The sequence below is a fragment of the Actinoplanes sp. NPDC051346 genome, assembly GCF_040682215.1.
Lineage (GTDB): Bacteria > Actinomycetota > Actinomycetes > Mycobacteriales > Micromonosporaceae > Actinoplanes.
The window spans coordinates 234,670-252,619 of record NZ_JBFBAJ010000001.1; the positions used below are offsets into that span (position 1 = coordinate 234,670).

At 71.3% G+C, this 17,950-nt stretch carries 25 protein-coding genes; 17 read left to right on the forward strand and 8 right to left on the reverse strand.

The genetic code is table 11. From position 1 onward, the window contains the following. Positions 1–63 precede the first annotated feature (63 nt). A complete protein-coding gene (locus tag AB0M36_RS01005; protein ID WP_364150441.1) occupies positions 64–1,053 on the forward strand; it encodes a S1C family serine protease in 990 nt (329 codons plus the stop codon). Here the strand turns inward: AB0M36_RS01005 and AB0M36_RS01010 are convergent. Continuing rightward, entirely contained in the window at positions 1,050–1,616 is a 567-nt protein-coding gene (locus tag AB0M36_RS01010; RefSeq protein ID WP_364150444.1) for a DUF3000 domain-containing protein, read from the reverse strand. The genes AB0M36_RS01005 and AB0M36_RS01010 overlap by 4 nt on opposite strands. 85 nt (positions 1,617–1,701) lie before the next feature. Between AB0M36_RS01010 and hemE the strand changes: the two genes are divergently transcribed. Then, positions 1,702–2,736, forward strand: a complete 1,035-nt coding sequence (hemE, locus tag AB0M36_RS01015; RefSeq protein WP_364150446.1) for a uroporphyrinogen decarboxylase — start codon at positions 1,702–1,704, stop codon at positions 2,734–2,736. Here the strand turns inward: hemE and AB0M36_RS01020 are convergent. After that, positions 2,726–2,908 carry a hypothetical protein gene (locus AB0M36_RS01020; RefSeq protein ID WP_364150448.1) on the reverse strand — a complete coding sequence of 61 codons (183 nt, stop codon included), beginning with the start codon at positions 2,906–2,908 and terminating at the stop codon, positions 2,726–2,728. The genes hemE and AB0M36_RS01020 overlap by 11 nt on opposite strands. 105 nt (positions 2,909–3,013) lie before the next feature. Between AB0M36_RS01020 and AB0M36_RS01025 the strand changes: the two genes are divergently transcribed. Further along, on the forward strand, positions 3,014–4,417 hold the full coding sequence (locus tag AB0M36_RS01025; protein ID WP_364150451.1) for an FAD-dependent oxidoreductase: 1,404 nt from the start codon (positions 3,014–3,016) through the stop codon (positions 4,415–4,417). Further along, on the forward strand, positions 4,414–5,118 hold the full coding sequence (hemQ, locus tag AB0M36_RS01030; RefSeq protein ID WP_364150453.1) for a hydrogen peroxide-dependent heme synthase: 705 nt from the start codon (positions 4,414–4,416) through the stop codon (positions 5,116–5,118). Before AB0M36_RS01025 ends, hemQ begins: the two co-directional genes overlap by 4 nt. On the opposite strand, the gene AB0M36_RS01035 is transcribed toward hemQ, so the two are convergent. Continuing rightward, the gene (locus AB0M36_RS01035; protein WP_364150455.1) at positions 5,090–5,548 is read right to left on the reverse strand and encodes a GNAT family N-acetyltransferase; all 459 of its coding nucleotides are present in this window, start codon (positions 5,546–5,548) and stop codon (positions 5,090–5,092) included. The genes hemQ and AB0M36_RS01035 overlap by 29 nt on opposite strands. Positions 5,549–5,622: 74 nt before the next feature. On the opposite strand from AB0M36_RS01035, the gene AB0M36_RS01040 reads away from it, so the two are divergent. The 6 genes from AB0M36_RS01040 to AB0M36_RS01065 all read left to right on the forward strand — a co-directional run bounded on the left by AB0M36_RS01040 (position 5,623) and on the right by AB0M36_RS01065 (position 8,527). After that, the gene (locus tag AB0M36_RS01040; protein WP_364150457.1) at positions 5,623–5,898 is read left to right on the forward strand and encodes an isoamylase early set domain-containing protein; all 276 of its coding nucleotides are present in this window, start codon (positions 5,623–5,625) and stop codon (positions 5,896–5,898) included. Between the two features lie 71 nt (positions 5,899–5,969). Further along, positions 5,970–6,575, forward strand: coding sequence for an NAD(P)H:quinone oxidoreductase (gene wrbA / locus AB0M36_RS01045; protein WP_364150459.1), 606 nt, complete (start codon positions 5,970–5,972; stop codon positions 6,573–6,575). Positions 6,576–6,647: 72 nt separating this feature from the next. After that, positions 6,648–6,854, forward strand: coding sequence for a DUF397 domain-containing protein (locus tag AB0M36_RS01050; RefSeq protein WP_364150462.1), 207 nt, complete (start codon positions 6,648–6,650; stop codon positions 6,852–6,854). A 74-nt stretch (positions 6,855–6,928) separates the two neighbouring features. Beyond that, complete coding sequence (locus AB0M36_RS01055; protein ID WP_364150465.1) at positions 6,929–7,177, forward strand: hypothetical protein; 249 nt, start codon at positions 6,929–6,931, stop codon at positions 7,175–7,177. A gap of 70 nt (positions 7,178–7,247) precedes the next feature. Beyond that, entirely contained in the window at positions 7,248–8,045 is a 798-nt protein-coding gene (locus AB0M36_RS01060; RefSeq protein WP_364150467.1) for a thymidylate synthase, read from the forward strand. After that, positions 8,042–8,527 (forward strand): dihydrofolate reductase, encoded by a 486-nt coding sequence (locus AB0M36_RS01065; protein WP_364150469.1) that lies wholly within the window; start codon positions 8,042–8,044, stop codon positions 8,525–8,527. The genes AB0M36_RS01060 and AB0M36_RS01065 overlap by 4 nt, the downstream gene beginning before the upstream one ends. On the opposite strand, the gene msrB is transcribed toward AB0M36_RS01065, so the two are convergent. Further along, a complete protein-coding gene (gene msrB, locus AB0M36_RS01070; RefSeq protein WP_364150471.1) occupies positions 8,524–8,934 on the reverse strand; it encodes a peptide-methionine (R)-S-oxide reductase MsrB in 411 nt (136 codons plus the stop codon). The two genes, AB0M36_RS01065 and msrB, sit on opposite strands and share 4 nt — an antisense overlap. 70 nt (positions 8,935–9,004) lie before the next feature. Here msrB and AB0M36_RS01075 point away from each other — a divergent pair, with 70 nt between their 5' ends. From AB0M36_RS01075 to ligD, 3 genes are all read left to right on the forward strand, one after another. Further along, positions 9,005–9,475: a hypothetical protein gene (locus AB0M36_RS01075; RefSeq protein WP_364150474.1), complete on the forward strand. Its 471-nt coding sequence runs from the start codon at positions 9,005–9,007 to the stop codon at positions 9,473–9,475. Positions 9,476–9,564: 89 nt separating this feature from the next. Continuing rightward, complete coding sequence (locus AB0M36_RS01080; protein ID WP_364150477.1) at positions 9,565–10,083, forward strand: LPXTG cell wall anchor domain-containing protein; 519 nt, start codon at positions 9,565–9,567, stop codon at positions 10,081–10,083. Between the two features lie 68 nt (positions 10,084–10,151). Continuing rightward, a complete protein-coding gene (gene ligD / locus AB0M36_RS01085) occupies positions 10,152–11,183 on the forward strand; it encodes a non-homologous end-joining DNA ligase (RefSeq protein ID WP_364150480.1) in 1,032 nt (343 codons plus the stop codon). Here the strand turns inward: ligD and AB0M36_RS01090 are convergent. After that, complete coding sequence (locus AB0M36_RS01090; RefSeq protein ID WP_364150483.1) at positions 11,180–11,416, reverse strand: hypothetical protein; 237 nt, start codon at positions 11,414–11,416, stop codon at positions 11,180–11,182. The two genes, ligD and AB0M36_RS01090, sit on opposite strands and share 4 nt — an antisense overlap. Positions 11,417–11,594: 178 nt before the next feature. On the opposite strand from AB0M36_RS01090, the gene AB0M36_RS01095 reads away from it, so the two are divergent. Beyond that, positions 11,595–12,338, forward strand: coding sequence for a helix-turn-helix transcriptional regulator (locus tag AB0M36_RS01095; RefSeq protein WP_364150486.1), 744 nt, complete (start codon positions 11,595–11,597; stop codon positions 12,336–12,338). A gap of 23 nt (positions 12,339–12,361) precedes the next feature. On the opposite strand, the gene AB0M36_RS01100 is transcribed toward AB0M36_RS01095, so the two are convergent. Beyond that, positions 12,362–12,853, reverse strand: a complete 492-nt coding sequence (locus AB0M36_RS01100) for a GNAT family N-acetyltransferase (RefSeq protein ID WP_364150489.1) — start codon at positions 12,851–12,853, stop codon at positions 12,362–12,364. A gap of 65 nt (positions 12,854–12,918) precedes the next feature. On the opposite strand from AB0M36_RS01100, the gene AB0M36_RS01105 reads away from it, so the two are divergent. Beyond that, the gene (locus AB0M36_RS01105; protein WP_364150492.1) at positions 12,919–13,377 is read left to right on the forward strand and encodes a potassium channel family protein; all 459 of its coding nucleotides are present in this window, start codon (positions 12,919–12,921) and stop codon (positions 13,375–13,377) included. Here AB0M36_RS01105 and AB0M36_RS01110 read toward each other — a convergent pair. Beyond that, entirely contained in the window at positions 13,328–14,902 is a 1,575-nt protein-coding gene (locus AB0M36_RS01110) for an alpha/beta hydrolase (RefSeq protein WP_364150494.1), read from the reverse strand. The two genes, AB0M36_RS01105 and AB0M36_RS01110, sit on opposite strands and share 50 nt — an antisense overlap. A gap of 67 nt (positions 14,903–14,969) precedes the next feature. Then, on the reverse strand, positions 14,970–16,037 hold the full coding sequence (locus AB0M36_RS01115) for an ATP-dependent DNA ligase (protein ID WP_364150497.1): 1,068 nt from the start codon (positions 16,035–16,037) through the stop codon (positions 14,970–14,972). A gap of 81 nt (positions 16,038–16,118) precedes the next feature. Between AB0M36_RS01115 and AB0M36_RS01120 the strand changes: the two genes are divergently transcribed. Then, positions 16,119–17,066 carry an SDR family NAD(P)-dependent oxidoreductase gene (locus tag AB0M36_RS01120; RefSeq protein ID WP_364150500.1) on the forward strand — a complete coding sequence of 316 codons (948 nt, stop codon included), beginning with the start codon at positions 16,119–16,121 and terminating at the stop codon, positions 17,064–17,066. A 47-nt stretch (positions 17,067–17,113) separates the two neighbouring features. Further along, positions 17,114–17,950 (forward strand): MerR family transcriptional regulator, encoded by an 837-nt coding sequence (locus AB0M36_RS01125; protein WP_364150502.1) that lies wholly within the window; start codon positions 17,114–17,116, stop codon positions 17,948–17,950.

Sequence of the window (17,950 nt, forward strand, 5' to 3'; positions counted from 1 at the left end):
TCCGCGGGGCCGGTTCCGTGCGTATCAACCCCTGGAGCCTCACGATCGGAGATCCGGACTCACATGACCACCGCCTACGACCCCTTCGGGGTGCCGGGCCAGTCCGGGGTGCCGGGCCAGCGCCGGCCGCCGCAGGACCCGCTGCTGAGCCTGCCCGACCACCCGTCCGGCGAGTGGGCGACCGCGTCCCGGCGCCCGGCGCCGCCGCGGGTGGGACATCCGCGCCCGGCCCGCGGCGAGACCGGGCCCTTCCTGGCCTCTCCCGCCGGCGGGGCGCCCTATCCGGTCGTGGCCGAGCCGGCCGAGGTGCGCCGCCGGAGCCGCCTCGGGCCGATCCTGGTGGCGGTGGTGCTGCTCGGCGGTGCCGGGTTCATGGCGTGGCGGCTCGATCGGGCCGACAGCCGGATCAACGATCGGCTCGCCGCGGCGCAGCAGCGCGAATCCGAGCTCACCGAGCGCGCCGACCGGCTCGAGAAGCGGCTCGCCGGGGTCTTCGACCCCGAGGCGATCTCCTCGTCGGTGCTGCCGAGCGTGTTCCGGGTGCGGGCCGGCGACTTCACGGGTACGGCGTTCTCGGTCGGCGACGAGGCCGGCGGCGGCAAGTCGAACCTGCTGACGAACTTCCACGTGGTCGAGTCGGTGTGGAAGTCGGGCGGCCGCAAGGTGTTCCTCGAACGCGGCAAGGACGAGGTCTCCGCGACGATCGTCAAGGTCAGCGAGGGCGAGGACCTGGCCCTGCTGCGCGCGAACCGCCAGATCGCCGGGCTCGCGACGGCGCCGGAGCCGGTCAAGCCGGGCCAGCAGGTGGTCGTGGTGGGCGCGCCGCTCGGGCTGGAGGACACTGTGACGACCGGCGTGGTGAGCGCCTTCCGCGCCGGCGACGGGCCGACGCTCCAGTTCGACGCCCCGATCAACCCGGGCAACTCCGGCGGACCGGTCGTCAACGCGGCCGACGAGGTCATCGGCGTCGCCACCGCCAAGGCCCGGGACGCCGAGGGCATCGGCCTCGCCGTACCCATCAAGACAGCCTGCGAGACCTTCAAGATCTGTTAAGTGGAAGCCCGTTCCCGGTTGAAAGCTGTTACTCCTGGTGGGGGGAGGCCCGCGGTGGAGGCGAGCATGGTGCACCAGCCTTGGAGGTGGGAGCCGAGGTCGTCGGAGGTGGGCGTCCAGGAGGCGCGGATCTCCAGGTCGGCGGTCGGCGCCGGGCCGGCGAGCTCGCCGAAGCGGGTCGAGGTCGTCTGGGTGATCGTGCCGCCGATCGCGGTGTAGTCCGCCCGGTGCAGTTCGAGGCCGTCGGTCAGCCACGTCCAGGCCACGGCGGGCAGCAGCGGGTCGTCGGCGAGGTCCGACTCCAGCTCCGCGGTGATCAGCGTGACCAGGCGCAGGTCGCCCTGCCACGCGTCGTGCCCGGCCGGGTCGTGCAGCAGGATCAGCCGGCCGCTGGCCACCTCGTCGCCGTCGCGCAGCACCGTCGCGCTGAGCGCGAAGCCGTACGGTGCCAGTCGCTGGGGCGCGCTGATCTCCTCGAGCAGGATCTCCTCGCGTGGTGCGGACGCCCGGAGCCCGGCTACCGCGCGGGTGAACGCCTCGGGTGCAACGGGGGAGGGCGCCATGGACGAAGCCTATGCCGATCACTGCCTTCCGTCCGCGAGCGGCGCGCCGCACGGCCCGGTTCACTCACGTGGCACGATGGCGTGGGTGACCAACTCATCTGCGGATTCCGCCTTCGTGCGCGCCTGCCGCGGCCTGGACGTGCCGCACACCCCTGTCTGGTTCATGCGTCAGGCGGGCCGGTCCCTGCCCGAGTACCGCAAGATCCGGGAGGGTGTCGGCATGCTCGAGTCGTGCCGCCGACCGGATCTGGTCACCGAGATCACCCTGCAGCCGGTGCGCCGGCACGGGGTCGACGCGGCCATCCTCTTCAGCGACATCGTGGTGCCGCTCGCCGCGGCCGGGATCGACCTGGACATCGTCGCCGGCACCGGCCCGGTGGTGGCCGCGCCGATCCGCACCCGCGCCGACGTGGAGCGGCTGCGGCCGTTGGAGCCCGGTGCCGTCTCCTACGTGGCGGAGGCGATCCGCCTGCTGCTTCCCGAGCTCGGTTCCACCCCGCTGATCGGCTTCGCCGGGGCGCCCTTCACCCTGGCCAGCTACCTCATCGAGGGCGGTCCCTCACGGACCTACCTGAAGACCAAGGCCATGATGTACGGCGACCCGGCGCTCTGGCACCAGCTGTGCTCCGCCCTCGCCGACATCACCCTGGCGTTCCTGCGCGTCCAGGTCGAGGCGGGGGTCAGCGCCATCCAGCTCTTCGATTCCTGGGCGGGTGCGCTCTCCGAGGCCGACTACCGCGAATACGTCATGCCGCACTCGGCGAGGGTGCTCGCGGGCCTGGCCGACGCCGGCGTGCCCCGCATCCACTTCGGCGTCGGCACCGCCGTGCTGCTGCACGCGATGGGCGAGGCCGGCGCGGACGTGGTCGGCGTCGACTGGCGTACGCCGCTCGACACGGCGGTCGGAATCGTCGGACCGGACCGCTCGGTGCAGGGCAACCTCGACCCGGCCGTGCTCTTCGCGCCGTGGGAGGCCGTCGAGCGCGAGGCGCGTCGGGTCCTCGCCGAGGGCCGCGCGGCCCTCGGACACGTGTTCAACCTGGGCCACGGCGTCATGCCCGAGACCGATCCGGATGTGCTGACCCGCCTCGTGGAGCTGGTCCACAAGGTCAGTTCCTGAGCGGCTCCGGCTGCGTGGCCCACCACTCCGACGGCACCGACTCGTAGACCTCCTGGGCGAGGTCTTTGAGCCGGTCGGCGGTCGGATGCCCGTGGTGGGCGTCGGCGAGTCCCTTGAGTCGCACGTACCACTCGGCCAGTTGCTCGACAGTCACTGCCACCTGATAGTCCACGGCGCCAGGTTAGGCACGTGCGGCCGGTGCCCGGCGGCGTTTCCCCGAACGGGATCACATAGCGCGACCCCGATTTCCTCGGGGAGCGCGAGACCTGACAGTGTGGTGAGCGTGCGGAAGCGGGTGGCGATCGTCGGCGGCGGGATAGCCGGGCTGGCCGCCGCGGTGCGCATCCGGGACCGGGCGCCCGCCGACACCGACATCATCGTGTACGAGCAGTCCGGCCGCCTCGGCGGCAAGCTGCGCACCGGCGAGCTCGCGGGCACGACGGTCGAGCGCGGCGCCGAGTCCTTTCTCGCGAACGCGCCGGAGGGCGGCGACTCGGCGGCGGTGCGGTTCGTGCGGCGCCTGGGGCTGGGCGACTCGCTCGTGCATCCCGCCGCGATACCCGCCGCGCTGGCGATCGGCGGCCGCCTGGAGCGGGTGCCCGGCGGGACGCTCGTGGGCGTACCCGGGGATGTGAGCCTGCTCGGCGAGCTCGCGCGGCCGGCCGCGGACGCCGACCGCGACGAGGGCCGCCCGTTGCTCGCCGCGGGCGAGGACATCACGGTCGGTGCGCTGGTCCGTGCCCGGTACGGCGACGAGATCGCCGACCGGCTCGTCGACCCGATGCTCGGCGGGGTGTACGCGGGCCGCGCCGACCAGCTGTCCCTGGCCGCCACCATGCCGGCGCTGGCGCGGACCGCCCGCGTCGAGCACACCCTGGCCGCGGCCGTCCGGGCTGCCCAGGCCGCCTCCGTGCGCGTGCCCGGCCGGCCCGTCTTCGCCGCCGTCGACGGCGGGATGAGCCACCTGATCGCCGCCGCGGCCACCGCCGCCGGCGCCCGGATCAGCCTGGGCCTGCCGGTGCGCGAGCTGACCCGCACGAGGCACGGGTGGCGGCTCCTGCTCGGTCCGGTGCCCGCACCGCAGACCGACGACGTCGACGCGGTCGTGCTGGCGGTGCCCGCCAGCCCCGCGTCCCGCATGCTCGCCGGGGTCGACCCGTCGGCGGCGGCCGCGGTCGACCAGCTTCGCTACGCCAGCGTGGCCCTGGCCGCGTTCGCCCTGCCGCCCGGCACGCCCCTGCCGGAGCTCTCCGGTTTCCTCGTGCCGCCGACCGAGGGAACCCTCGTCAAGGCGGCCACGTTCTTCACGCGCAAGTGGCCGCACCTCGGCCGCGCGGACGGCCCGGTGATCGTGCGAGCCTCGCTCGGCCGGGCCGGGGAGGAGGAGCGGTTGCAGCACGATGACTCCGTGCTCACCGCCGCCGCGCACGCCGAGCTGGGCCGCCTGGCCGGCGGGGAGCTGCCGCCACCGGTGACATCGTGGGTGCAGCGCTGGGGCGGCGGGCTGCCCCAGTACGCCCCCGGACACCTTGACCGGGTCGCGCGGGCCCGGGCCGCGCTGAGCGCCCGCCCCGGCCTCGCGCTGGCCGGCGCCGCGTTCGACGGCGTGGGAATTCCGGCCTGTGTGGCCAGCGGCGAGAGTGCCGCCGACGACGTCCTGAAACACCTGGAGGAGCGATGAGCGAGGCGCAGACGAACGCCGCCCGGATCAACGAGCTGAACGCCACGATCCGCTACACCATGTGGTCGGTCTTCCGCGCCACGACGCCGCTGCCGGCGCTGCGCGACGACCTGGCCGGCGAGGTGGACTCGCTGTTCGAGCAGCTCGCCGGCAAGGACGTCACGGTGCGGGGCGTGTACGACGTCGCGGGGCTGCGCGCCGACGCCGACGTGATGGTCTGGTGGCATTCCAGCTCGTCCGACGCGTTGCAGGAGGCGTACGGGCTGTTCCGGCGTACGGCTCTGGGTCGGCACCTGACGCCGGTGTGGTCGCAGATGGCGTTGCACCGTCCGGCCGAGTTCAACAAGAGCCACCTGCCGGCCTTCCTGGCCGACGAGCAGCCGCGGCCGTACATCTGCGTGTACCCGTTCGTGCGGTCGTACGAGTGGTATCTGCTGCCCGACGACGAGCGTCGCGCGATGCTCTCCGAGCACGGCAAGATGGCGCGCGGCTACCCGGACGTGCGGGCGAACACGGTCGCGTCGTTCGCGCTCGGCGACTACGAGTGGATGCTCGCGTTCGAGGCCGACGAGCTGCACCGCATCGTCGACCTGATGCGTGACCTGCGCGCTTCCGGCGCACGCCGGCACGTCCGCGAGGAAGTGCCGTTCTACACCGGCCGCCGGCGCTCGGTCACGGAGATCGTCGCCGCGCTGCCCTGACCATGGGTACGTGGGCGATTCCCGCCTCGAGGTACTCCGCTCCCGCCACCTCGAAGTCGAAGCGGCCGTAGAAGCCGGTCAGGTGCGCCTGCGATTCGAGAGTGGCGGACCGGTCGCCGACGACGGTGAGCGCGTGCGCCATGAGTCGGCTCGCGTGGCCACCCTTGCGCGCGCTCGCCGCGGTCACGACCCGGCCGATCCGCGCGGTGCCGTCGTTGTCGAGGATCCGCAGGTAGGCGAGGATCTCGTCGTCACGGCTCAGCCAGACGTGCCGGGTCCCGGGCTCGTCGTCGCGCCCGTCGAGCTCCGGGTACGGGCATTGCTGCTCGACGACGAACACGTCGACGCGCAGCTTGAGGATCGCGTACAGGGTGGTGGCGTCGAGGTCGCGCAACGACGCCACCCGGATCTCTTCGCGGGATTCACGCACCGGCGAATCTTATGCGTCACCACTAGCGTCCTTGGTCGTTGGCTCAACTGGAGCGCGGTATTCCAGGGAGACGAATGATCAAGCGGAGCAAGCTGTTCGGCAACAAGACGCGAGTGACGTTCTGCCTGCCCAGGGACACCCCGGTCGGCACCGTCAGCGTGGTCGGCACGTTCAACGGCTGGGAGCCCGGGCAGCACGAGCTGAAGATCCGGCGCGACGGCACCCGGACCGTGACGGTGAGCCTCGAGCCCGGCCACTACCGCTTCCGCTATCTCGCCAGCGACGGGGTGTGGATGGACGACGAGCACGCCGACGCCGTGGGTCCGCACGGCAGCGAGTTGCTTCTCTGACGTTTCCGCCCGAGGACTCCGGGAACGCCCTACCTTTAGTTGACACCGCAAGTAACTAAAGGAGAGCTCTCGTGACGAACGTCAAACTGGCCGTCATCTACTACTCGGCCACGGGCAACATTCACGAAATGGCGGAGCGGCTGGCGCAGGCGGGCGAGAAGGCGGGCGCCGAGGTGCGCCTGCGTCAGGTGCCGGAGCTCGCGCCGCGGGAGGCGATCGCCTCGAACGCGGCCTGGAGCCAGCACTTCGACAACACCAAGGACGAGCCCAAGGCGGCGGCGGACGACATGGTCTGGGCGGACGCGGTGCTGTTCGGCACACCCACCCGCTATGGCAACGTCGCCAGCCAGCTCAAGCAGTTCATCGACACGCTCGGCCCGCAGTGGCAGCAGGGTCTGCTCGCCAACAAGGCGTACGCCGGCTTCACCGCGTCGATGACCGCGCACGGCGGCCAGGAGTCGACGCTGCTGGCGCTCTACAACACGATCTACCACTTCGGCGGCGTGGTGGTGGCGCCCGGCTACACGGACGCGCTGAAGTTCAACGACGGCAATCCGTACGGCGTCTCGCACGTCACCGGCGGCTCCAACAACGCACCGCTCAGCGAGGTCGAGTACGCCGCGCTCGACCACCTGGCGCAGCGGATCGTGACGATCGCCGGCAAGCTCAGGGACTGACCGGGCGATGGTCACCGGATCGTGGGGTCACGCCGTGGCCCCACGTCCGCCTGTGGTGGCAGACTTGCCGCCGTGGCGAACAAGTTCGAGTTGGACCTGAGCGGCGCCGTGTGGCGCCGCAGTGACACGTCCGAGGAAGCCGCGGTCGAGGTCGCGCTGCTCGAGGGTGGGGTGGCGGTCCGCGACTCCCGCCGACCCGACGGCGACGTCCTCTTCTTCACGCCCGCTGAGTGGGACGCCTTCGTCGGTGGTGCCAAAGACGGCGAGTTTGACCTTTAGCCTGATGAGCGGGGGTTCGCCCGGCTTTGCCGATATCAACCCGAAGAAGCTTCATTTCTGGCTACTGTGCGGACATGACCATTTGCGAGTCTGACCTGCTGAAAAAGGTGGAGCGGTACGAGAACGCCGTGCATGAGCTCAAGGCCGCCCACGATGATGTCAAGGACGTTCTGACCCAGCACATCCTGTTCGACCGGTGGAAGGAACTCGGCACTCCGCTCGGTTTCAAGGCCGAGAAGCCCGTGGACTCCGAGGAGCCCAATCGCGACCTCGCCCAGCTCAATCAGCAGATCTCCGCGATGAGCGAGTCCTGGTCAGCCTGACCCGACGTGTGTCCCACCTCGCCCGGGGCGGTCGCCGTCCCGGGCGGCGGGACGCGTTACCGTGTCGGCCATGGCCGACACCCAGTACGAACAGTTGCTGCGCCGGGTCCTCGAGAGCGGCACCCCGAAGAGGGACCGCACCGGCACCGGCACGGTCAGCCTCTTCGGCGAACGGCTGCGCTACGACCTGTCCCGCGGCTTCCCGCTGATCACGACCAAGCGCGTGCACTTCAAGTCGGTCGCCGTCGAGCTGCTCTGGTTCCTGCGCGGTGACAGCAACGTCCAGTGGCTGCGCGAGCACGGCGTGACCATCTGGGACGAATGGGCCGACGCCGAGGGCGAGCTCGGCCCCGTCTACGGCAAACAGTGGCGCTCCTGGCCGACCCCGGACGGCGGCCACGCCGACCAGATCACCGACCTGCTCGCCACGCTGCGCCGCGACCCGGACTCGCGCCGGATGATCGTCTCCGCCTGGAACGTCTCCCAGCTGCCGGAGATGGCGCTGGCGCCGTGCCACGCGATGTTCCAGTTCTACGTCGCCGACGGCAAGCTCTCCTGCCAGCTCTACCAGCGCAGCGCCGACATGTTCCTCGGCGTACCGTTCAACATCGCGAGCTACGCCCTGCTGACACACATGATCGCGGCGCAGGTCGGCCTCGAGCCGGGCGACTTCATCTGGGTGGGTGGCGACTGCCACGTCTACAACAACCACGTCGTCCAGGTGCGCGAGCAGCTCTCCCGCGAGGCGTACGAACTCCCGAGGCTGGAACTCGCCCCCGCACCGTCCCTCTTCGACTACAAGTACGAGGACCTGACGGTGGTCGGATACGAGCACCACCCGGCGCTGCGGGCCCCGGTCGCGGTATGACGATCCACATGATCTGGGCCGAGGCGCGCGGCGGCGTGATCGGCGCGAACGGCGACATCCCGTGGCGGGTGCCCGGCGAGCAGAAGATCTTCAAGGACTTCACGATGGGCGCGACCGTCGTGATGGGGCGCACGACCTGGGACTCGCTGCCGGAACGCGTCCGTCCCCTGCCCGGACGGCGCAACGTGGTGCTGACCCGGCAGCCCGGCTGGACCGCCCCCGGCGCGACGGTGGTCGCCTCGGTGGCGGACCTGCTCGCCGCTCACGACGAGTTCTGGGTGATGGGCGGTCAGTCGGTCTACACCGCGCTGCTGCCGCATGCCGGCCACATCGTGCGTACCCGCATCGACCTTGACGTCGACGGCGACACGTTCGCGCCCGAGCTGGGTCCGCAGTGGCGTCTCGCCGCCGTCGGTGACTCGCACGTGGCGGACAACGGCACACGCTTCGTGGTCGAAGAACTCCGTCGGGCCGTCGATTAGGGCTTGGCCCGGTCGAGGGTGATCGACAGGCTGTTGACGCAGTGGCGGGTGTTCTTGGCGGTCATCATCTCGCCCTTGAAGACGTGGCCGAGGTGGCTGTCGCAGCGGGCACAGCGGATCTCCGTGCGGACCATGCCGTGGCTGCTGTCCTCGATCTCCTTGATGGCGCCCGGAACGGCGTCGTCGAACGAGGGCCAGCCGCAGTGGGAGTCGAACTTGGTGTCGCTCGGGTAGAGCTCGGCGCCGCAGGCGCGGCAGCGGTACATGCCCTCGTCCTTGGTGTTCACGTACTCGCCGGACCAGGGTGCCTCGGTGCCGGCCTGACGCAGGACGCGGAATTCGTCCGGGCTCAGGCGGATTCGCCACTCGTCCTCGGTCGTGGGCAGGGTGGTCTCGTCAGGTGCCATGGCTCCCACCGTACGTCGCGGCGCACCGTCAGTGCGGCGCGCGGGCGTACCCCCGGCCGTTGAGCCCGGTATGGATGCTGCGCGATTCCGACCCACCTGGCCGCAGGCCCTCGGCCGCGGTCTCTATGTGGGGGTGCTCCTGTCCTGCCTGCTCGTCGTCGTCGCGGTGATCGCGGCCGTCGTCGCGGACGGCCCGCCGGGGTGGGCATGGCCGTGGCTGGCGGGTGGGCCGCCGGTGGCGGGGGCGGTGGGGGCCGCGCTGCTGCGGCCGCGGCTGGGCACGGAGATCGGGCGCGACGGCATCCGCACGGTCACGCCCTTCGGCGCCGGGGTGGAGCCGTGGAGCCGGGTCGTGGATCTGCGTGCCGAGCGGCGGGGTGCCCGTACGGTCGTCTCCGTCTATCTGGAGTCGGGGGCGAGCGTGCAGTTGCGGGCGCCGTACAGCGGGGAGTTGTTCGCGGCGGATCCGCAGTTCGAGTCGAAGGTCTTCGCGCTGTCACATCTCTGGCGCAGCCACAGGATCGGGGGAGTTCCGTCCTGACAAAGGGGGGCGTTACGTGCAAAACGGGCGTAAGGCGCTAAACTCCTGCGGACCGAGACGGACTTAAAGCTACAGAACGGATGCTCCTCATGAGTTTGACGCGCCGACTGGCCGCGGTACTCCCCGTGGCCGGCGTCACCGTCCTCGCCGCCCTCGCACTAGGGGCGCCCGCCGCGGCGACGGTTGACGAGGCCGCGGCCCGCGCCCCGCACCCCGCCGTGATGACCACCCCCTGCGCCGAGGGGCAGCGCGACGAGGACTGCGGCTACGGGTACGGCAGCACGCCGGGCGCCGCCGCCACCACCACCGGCCCGACCCGGGGTAACTCCAACGGGTACGGCGGCGAGAGCCCGAGCACCACCCCGCCCACCACGACCCCGGCCACCCCGACCGCCAGCGTCGACACCGTCCCGCCGGGCGGCGAGAGCCCCTCGACCTCGGCGCCGGCCACCCCCACCCCGAGCCAGAGCAGCCCGGGTGGCGTCAGCGCGGGCGGCACCCTCCCGCTGACCGGCGCGCCGATGGGCCTCACCATCGCGATCGGCGTCCTGATGGTGGCCGCCGGCGCCGGCGCCGTCTTCTACAGCCGGCGTCGCCGCAACGCCTGACCCGGTTCGCCACGGCCGTTCCCTCCACGGAGGGGACGGCCGTCGCCGTCTGCGCATAAGGTCGTCGCATGGCAGCTTCCCGGTCACCCGCCGTCGAGGTCGAGGTCGCGGGTCATCCCGTGCGGCTGAGCAGCCCCGACAAGGTCTGCTTCCCCGGCAAGGGCTACACCAAGCGCGACGTGTTCGAGTACTACCTGGCGGTCGGCGACGGCATCATGCGCGCCCTGCGGCACCGGCCCACGACCCTGCAGCGTTTCCCGGACGGCATCGAGGGTGAGGCCTTCTTTCAGAAGCGCATTCCAACCAGGGGCGTCCCACCCTGGGTGCGGACGGCGACCATCTCCTTCCCCAGCGGCCGAACGGCCGACGAGCTCTGCCCCGCCGACCTCGCCCACGTGGCCTGGGCCGCGCAGATGGGCACCATCGTCTTCCACCCGTGGCCGGTGCGCGGCGACGCCCCCGACAACCCCGACGAGCTGCGCATGGACCTGGACCCGCAACCCGGCCTCGGCTTCGCCGACGTGGTGGCGGCCGCCGGGGTCGTGCACGAGGTGCTGGACGAGCTCGGATGGACCGGCTATCCGAAGACCTCCGGCGGCCGGGGCGTGCACGTCTACGTCCGCATCCAGCCGAAGTGGTCGTTCGTGCAGGTACGCCGCGCGGCGATCGCCCTCGCCCGAGAGGTAGAGCGACGCAGCGCCGACCGGATCACCACCTCCTGGTGGAAGGAGGAGCGCGGCAACCGCGTCTTCATCGACTACAACCAGATGGCGCGCGACCGCACCATCGCCTGCGCCTACTCGCTGCGAGCCAACGCCCGGGCGACGGCGTCGGCCCCGGTCACCTGGGCGGAGCTGAGTGACGTGGAGCCGGACGACTTCGACCTGCGGACCCTGCCGAAGCGCTTCGCCGAAATCGGAGACCCGCACGCGGCAATCGACGACGTCGCCTACGACATCACGCCACTGCTCGAATGGTCCGAGCGCGACGAAAAGGCCGGCGCCGGGGACCTGCCGTACCCGCCCGACCATCCAAAGATGCCGGGCGAGCCGCCAAGGGTCCAACCCAGCCGAAAGAACGCCGCGAACTGGGAAGGTTAGTGCCGGGCGCACACCTGGCCGCGCGTCCAGGTCAGGAAGCGCTTGATCGCTTCCGCGCCGCCGAGGTGCGGCAGGTCGCCGACGGCCTCCTCGAAGCACGACCAAAGGAAGATCGCCAGAGGAGTCGGACCCATCGTGGAACGCAGCCGCAGGCGCGCCGGTCCGCATGGCCATGGCGCACCACAGACGGCGCAGTCCCAGGACGGCCGCTCGGCCACGTGCTCGGTGCGCATGGCGGCTCCCTTCCGACGCGGTGGAAGGAAGGCGACGGCCACAGTCATTCGCGGCCCTAGCCGCCGCCTCCGCTCACAGGATGTCGCCGATACGTCGTCATCCGCGACGACGCGCGAGGTGACGTTCGGGCGACTTATGAGGCGACATTGCGGCGACGTTCGGGCTACCTTTGTCGCCATGCAGAACGATCACCGGCCCAACACCGCGCTACGGGCGGCTCGCCTGTCGCTGCGGCTCAGCCAGGACGAGCTGGCCGAGCGGATGCGGCAGGCCGGTGCGCCCAGCACCACCAAGCGCACTATCCAGCGCTACGAGAGCGGCGAGATCGCCAACCCGCGGCCGGCCAGCGCCCGCGCGCTCGAGGTCGTCACCCGGCTGCCGATCGCCTCGCTCGGATTTCCGGCCGACGCTGACACCATGGTCGTCGAGGATGGCCGCGGCGGACATGACCTTGAGGTCCGAGTAGTGGGCATGCCCGCCGCCGCGACCGCTTCGCGCCGCGCGGTCGGCACCTACACCGGCATCTGGCTCAGCGAGTACCAGTACTACTCCAGCAGCCGTGACCAGCATTTCTCGGCTCGGCATCACATCGTGCTGCTGCAGCATGACGATCGGCTCACGGTGCGCGGCATCCCCGGCTCGGCCGACTCCCTGCTGACCATGGACCTCACCGTCGAGGGCAGCGTGGTTACCGGCACGTGGTCGGAGACCACCGGCGCAGAGGGCTACTACCGTGGCGCCCGCTACCACGGCGCCATCCAGATGCAGGCCGACGCCACCGGCCTGCGCATGGCCGGTAAGTGGGTCGGCTTCGGTAAGGATGGCGAGACGAACACCGGCCCGTGGACGCTTGCGTTCCAGGAAGCCAGCACCGGCAAGGCGGCCATGGAACGGTACGCCCGGCCGCCCGAAGCCACCTGACATCCGCCATAGCGGACGCGACCTCAAAGGGCGATCTTGAATCCTTCGTGGGTAGCTTCGAAGCCCAGCGACGCGTAGAACCGGTGCGCGTCCGTGCGGCGCTTGTCCGTGGTGAGCTGTGCCAGGCGGCAGCCGCGTTCGCGGGCCCGGTCCAGCGACCACTCCATCATCCGGCGTCCGAGGCCGCGCCCGCGTTGGTCGTCGCGGATGCGGACCGCTTCGATCGTCATGCGTTCGGTGCCGCGGCGGCTCAGCGACGGGGTGAAGGTCAGTTGGCAGGTGCCGACGATCTCGCCGCCGGTTTCCGCGACGATCAGGTCGTTGCGGGGGTCGGCGTCGATCGCCTCGAAGGCCGACCAGTACGCCGCGTCCACCGCCTCCTCGACCACATCACCGCCAGCGGCGGGGGAAGTCGGCGCCGATTCGCGGGTGCGGGCGATGTTGTCGTCGGCGAGCAGGTGCAGGATCACGGGGAGGTCCGCGCGTGTCGCGGTACGGAAGATCAGGTCGGCCACCCGGCCATCGTGACACGCCCGTCGGGCTGAGCCGGACGGCGGCCGGTGCGGGGCACGATGGCGCCATGCGGTTGCTGCTCCTGCCGTTGCGGCAGATCTACCGGGGGCTCGTCTGGCTGGCGAACTCGCCTCGGACGCTGATCCTGTCGTACCTGATGCTCATCCTCGTCTGCGCGCTGCTCTACCCGGTCTTCGAGCCGTCCGAGTCCTTCGGCGACGCGCTCTGGTGGGCCGTTGTCACCGCGTCGACCGTCGGTTACGGCGACGAAGCGCCCAAGTCGCTGGAGGGGCGCATGATGGCGGGGCTGCTCATCTCCATCATGGTGCTCCTCGTCGTGCCGCTGATCACCGCGCACTTCGCCAGCAAGCTCATCGTGGACCACGATGCCTTCAAGCACGAGGAGCAGGAGGAGCTCAAGGAGAACCTGCGCCGGGTCCGCCAGCTCCTGGAGGAGCTGGCGGAGCGTCAGGGGATCACTTCGCCGGGCAGCGCAGCCCCTCCTTCGGAACCGCCAGGTCGATGAGATAGCGGTCCACCGCGTCGACGATGCACGGAGTGCTCGGATAGGCGGTGTGGCCCTCGCCCTCCCAGGTCAGCACGCGGCCGGTGCCGAGCATCCGGGCGAGTTCCGCGGTGTTCTCATACGGCGTGGCCGGGTCACCGGTGGTGCCGACGACGACGATGGGCGGGGCGCCGGTGGCCGCTCCGGCCGGGTACGGGTCGCGCTTGCCGGGCCAGTAGACGCACGGCAGCATGCCCATCGCCAAGGCCGTGCCGAACAGCGGGTACTTGGTGCGCCATTCGCCCTGGAGCTGCCGGATCCGCTCGACCGAGGGGGCGGCGTCGGTGTCCGCGCAGTTGACGGTCAGGTTGGCGTCGAACAGGTTGGAGTAGGTGCCGTCGGGTTCGCGGTCGGCGTACTGGTCGGCGAGGTCGAAGATGCCCTCGGCGTCGCCGGCCTGGAGGTCGTCGACGGCCTTGGCGAGCTGCTGCCAACCGGACTCCGTGTAGAGCGACGAGATTACCGCCACGAAGATCCACCCCGGGGTGGCGTCGCGCCCGTCGGCGCCTCGGATCGGGGAGGCCTTCGCCTTGGCGAGCGCGTCGGTGACCGCCTTGCGGGCGTCGGGTGCGATCGGGCACTTGCCCGGGGTGGCCTTGCACCAGGCGGAGAAGTTGGTGAAGGCGCGCTCGAAGCCCTTGGCCTGGGCCTCGGAGCCGGCGACGAAGTCCTGCTTCGGGTTGACCGCGCCGTCGAGGACGAGCGCGCGGACCTTGTCGGGGAAGAGCTGCGCGTAGGTCGCGCCGAGCAGCGTGCCGTAGGAGAAGCCGAGGTAGGTCGTCTTCGCGTCGCCCACCGCCGCCCGCAGGGCGTCCAGGTCGCGGGCGGCCTGTTCGGTGCTGAAGTTGCCGAGCTGGTCGCCGTATTTGCGGCCGCAGCCCTCCGCGACCCGCTTGTTGAGCGCCACGGCCTCCTGGAACTCGGCGTCGGAGCGCGGGTCGGGTGAGGCGGCGAACGACGCGTCCTGGTCGGTGGCGCCGATGCACGTCACCGGGCTGGACCGGCTCACGCCGCGCGGGTCGAAGCCGACGATGTCGAACCGGTCGGTGACCTCGGTCGGCAGGCCGCCGAGCGCCTGGCCGAAGGAGAGGTAGACGGCGGTGTCGATGCCGGAGGCGCCGGGGCCGCCCGGGTTGATGAACAGCGAGCCGATCCGGCCGCGCTGGGTGCCGGAGCGGATGCGGACCATCGCCACTTCGTAGGTCTGCCCGGCGGTCGGCGTGCTCCAGTCGCGCGGCACGGCGACCGAGGCGCAGTCATACGTCATGTTCTTGGCGGCACGGCCGACCAGCTTCTGCGGGACCTCGGGGCAGGGCGCCCACTGCGCCAGCGTGCCGGGGACCGCGGGGGGCGCCTTGCTGCCCGTGGCCGGGGTCGGCGCGGCGCCGTCGGAATCCTCCGGGGCGAAGACCGGCAGCGTGCAGCCGGCGGTGGCCACGACCGCGGCGGTCAGCGCGGCCAGGACCAGACGGGGGGTACGCGGCACGGTGCGCGGCCTTTCTTTCAGCGGCGGTTTCGCGCACGAGGCTACGCGGTGCCCCTGACAGAGTCGCTCAGCGGCTCGTCAGCACATCCGCCAGGTGGAACCGGACCGGGCGCTCGAGCTGCTCGTAGGTGCACGTGTGCGGCTCGCGGTCCGGGCGCCACCGCTCGAACTGGGCGGTGTGTCGGAAGCGCACGCCCTCCATGTAGTCGTAGCGCACCTCGACCACCCGCTCGGGGCGCAGCGGCACGAACGACAGGTCCTTGCCGTTGTTCCAGCGGCTCACCTCGTTCTTGCGCGGGGTGCGTTCGCCGGACGCGTGCGCCGCCCAGTTCCACGGATGCCCCTCGAACGTGGTGACCAGGTGTTGCAGCTCGACGAAGAGCTCCTCGCGCACGCTCATCGGGAAGGAGCCGATGACGCCGACCGACACCAGCACGTCCCGGTCGTCGAAGAGGCCGAGCAGCAGTGAGCCGATGCGGTTGTCGCCGGACTTGTGCAGCCGGTATCCGGCGACGACGCAATCCGCCGTACGCTTGTGCTTGATCTTGGTCATGACCCGCTTGTCCGGCTCGTAGCCCAGGTCCTTGCCCTTGGCGATGAGTCCGTCGAGCCCGGCGCCCTCGAACTGGGCGAACCAGCGCCGCGCGGTGTCGAGGTCGTCGGTGGCCGGGGTGACGTAGACCGGCGGTTTGGCGTCGGCCAGGCACTCCTCGAGCCGTGCCCGCCGCTGCGCGAACGGAAGCGTCGTCAGGTCCTCGTCGCCGAGCGCCAGCAGGTCGAAGGCGACGAATCCGGCGGGCGTCTGCTCGGAGAGCAGCTTGACCCGGCTCGCCGCGGGATGGATGCGCTGCTGCAGGGCCTCGAAGTCGAGCATGTTGCGCTCGGTGTCGGCGACGATGATCTCGCCGTCGATGACCGACCGCTCCGGGAAGTTGGCGAGGACCGCCTCGACCACCTCGGGGAAGTAGCGCGTCATCGGCTTCTCGTTGCGGCTGCCGATCTCCACCTCGGCGCCGTCGCGGAAGATGATCGAGCGGAAGCCGTCCCACTTCGGCTCGTAGAGCTGCCCCGGCGGGATTTCGGCGACCGGCTTGGCGAGCATCGGCTTCACGGGCGGGTTGACGGGCAGGTCCATGCCGACAGTCTCCCCGCTGAGCCCGGAAAAGAAAGCGCGAAGTGCCGTTAGCGCGCAGCGGCTGGAGGGAAATGCATTGCCATGGGTTCACGGGTGGTGGTGCTGACGGGTGCGTCCAGCGGGATCGGTCGGGCCGCCGCGTTGGCCTTCGCGGCCCGGGGTGACAAGCTCGTGCTCGCCGCGCGCGGCCTGCTCGACCTCGAGAAGGTCGCCGCGGAATGCGGCGGCAACGTGCTGGTCGTCCCGACCGACGTGAGCGTACGGACGGACGTCGACGACCTCGCCCAGGCCGCACTGGACAGCTTCGGGCGCATCGACGTGTGGGCCGACACCGCGGCCGTGATGGCGTACGGACGCTTCGAGGACCTGCCGCCGCACGTCTTCGACCAGGTGATCACCACCGACCTGCTCGGCCCGGCCAACGTGGCACGGGCGGCTCTGCGGGTGTTCCGGTTGCAGGGCCGCGGCACCCTCATCCTGTGCAGCTCGCTGGTCGGGCACATCACGGCGCCGGCCATGTCGGCTTACGCGACGGCGAAATGGGGCCTGCGCGCACTGGCCCGGACCCTGCGTCAGGAGACCCGCGACGCCCCGGACATCCACGTCTGCCAGCTCGTGCCGGGCAGCGTCGACACGCCCATCTACGCGAGCGCCGCGAACTACGCCGGTTTCGTCGGGCGTCCTCCGCCGCCGGTCGACAGCGCGGCACGGATGGGTGCGGGCGTCGTACGCCTGGCCGACCGGCCCCGGCGGCAGCTGTCGGTGGGCGCCGCCAACCGGATCGTCGAGTTCGGCTTCGTCGCCCTGCCGCCGGTCTACGACGCGCTCGTCGGACCGCTGATGCACCGGCTGGGCCTCTCCCGGCGTCCCGTGTCCCCGACCGACGGCAACGTCTTCGGAAGCCGGCCCCGCGTCGAGGACGGTCGGGCCCGGTACGGCCGCACAGCGGTGGGCGCCGCGGCCCTCGGCGCCCTCGCGCTCAGCGCCGCGGCCGCGCTGGCACTGCGCCGGGGACTGCGCGTGCGCTGACGGACGGAGCTTTACCCGTCCCCTGGGGCCGGGTGCAGACTGCTGCCATGAACGCCCGCGATCTCGGCAGCCTCACGATCGGCGAGTTCGGCCGCCGGGCCGGACTGTCGATCAAGGCCCTGCGCCTCTACGACGTCTCCGGCCTCCTGCCGCCGGCCGACGTGGATCCGGTCAGTGGTTACCGCCGGTACGCCGCGGACCAGCTCGCCCGTGCCCGCCGGATCAGCCTGCTCCGGCAGCTCGACATGCCGCTCAGCGTGGTGGCCGAGGTCCTCTCCGGCACCGACGAGGAGGCGGCCGAACGCCTCGACCGCTGGTGGGCCGGGCAGGAACAGGACATGCAGGTGCGGCGCGGCACCATGAGCTGGTTCCGGGAGCACCTGCTCGCCCCGGCGCCGCCCGGCCCCGGATACGCGGTCGGCCTCCGCGGCGTGGACGCGACCAAGGTCGCGTCGATCCGCTACGACACCGACCAGCAGGGACTGCTCGCCGCGATCCGCCGTGGCGTCGACCAGGTGGCCGCCCAGCTCGACGCCGGCGGCGCCCTGCGCACCGCCGAGCACTGGGTGATCTACCACGGCTTCGTCACCCCGGACAACGAGGCGCCCATCGAGGTGTGCGTGCCGTTCACCGGCCCCTGCGAACCGGCCGGTGACATCGTCATCCGCGTCGAGCCGGCGCACACCGAGGCGTACGCGACCGTGACCCGCGACGACTGCTGCTATCCCCAGATCCTCCGGGCATACGCGGCGGTCGACGCGTACGTCACCGAGCGCTCGCTGATCACCACCGCGGCATCCCGCGAGATCTACCTCGACCGATGGCACGACATCGCCGGCACCGATCCCTTCGTCCACGTCGCCCAGCCCATCGAGGGGAACTGA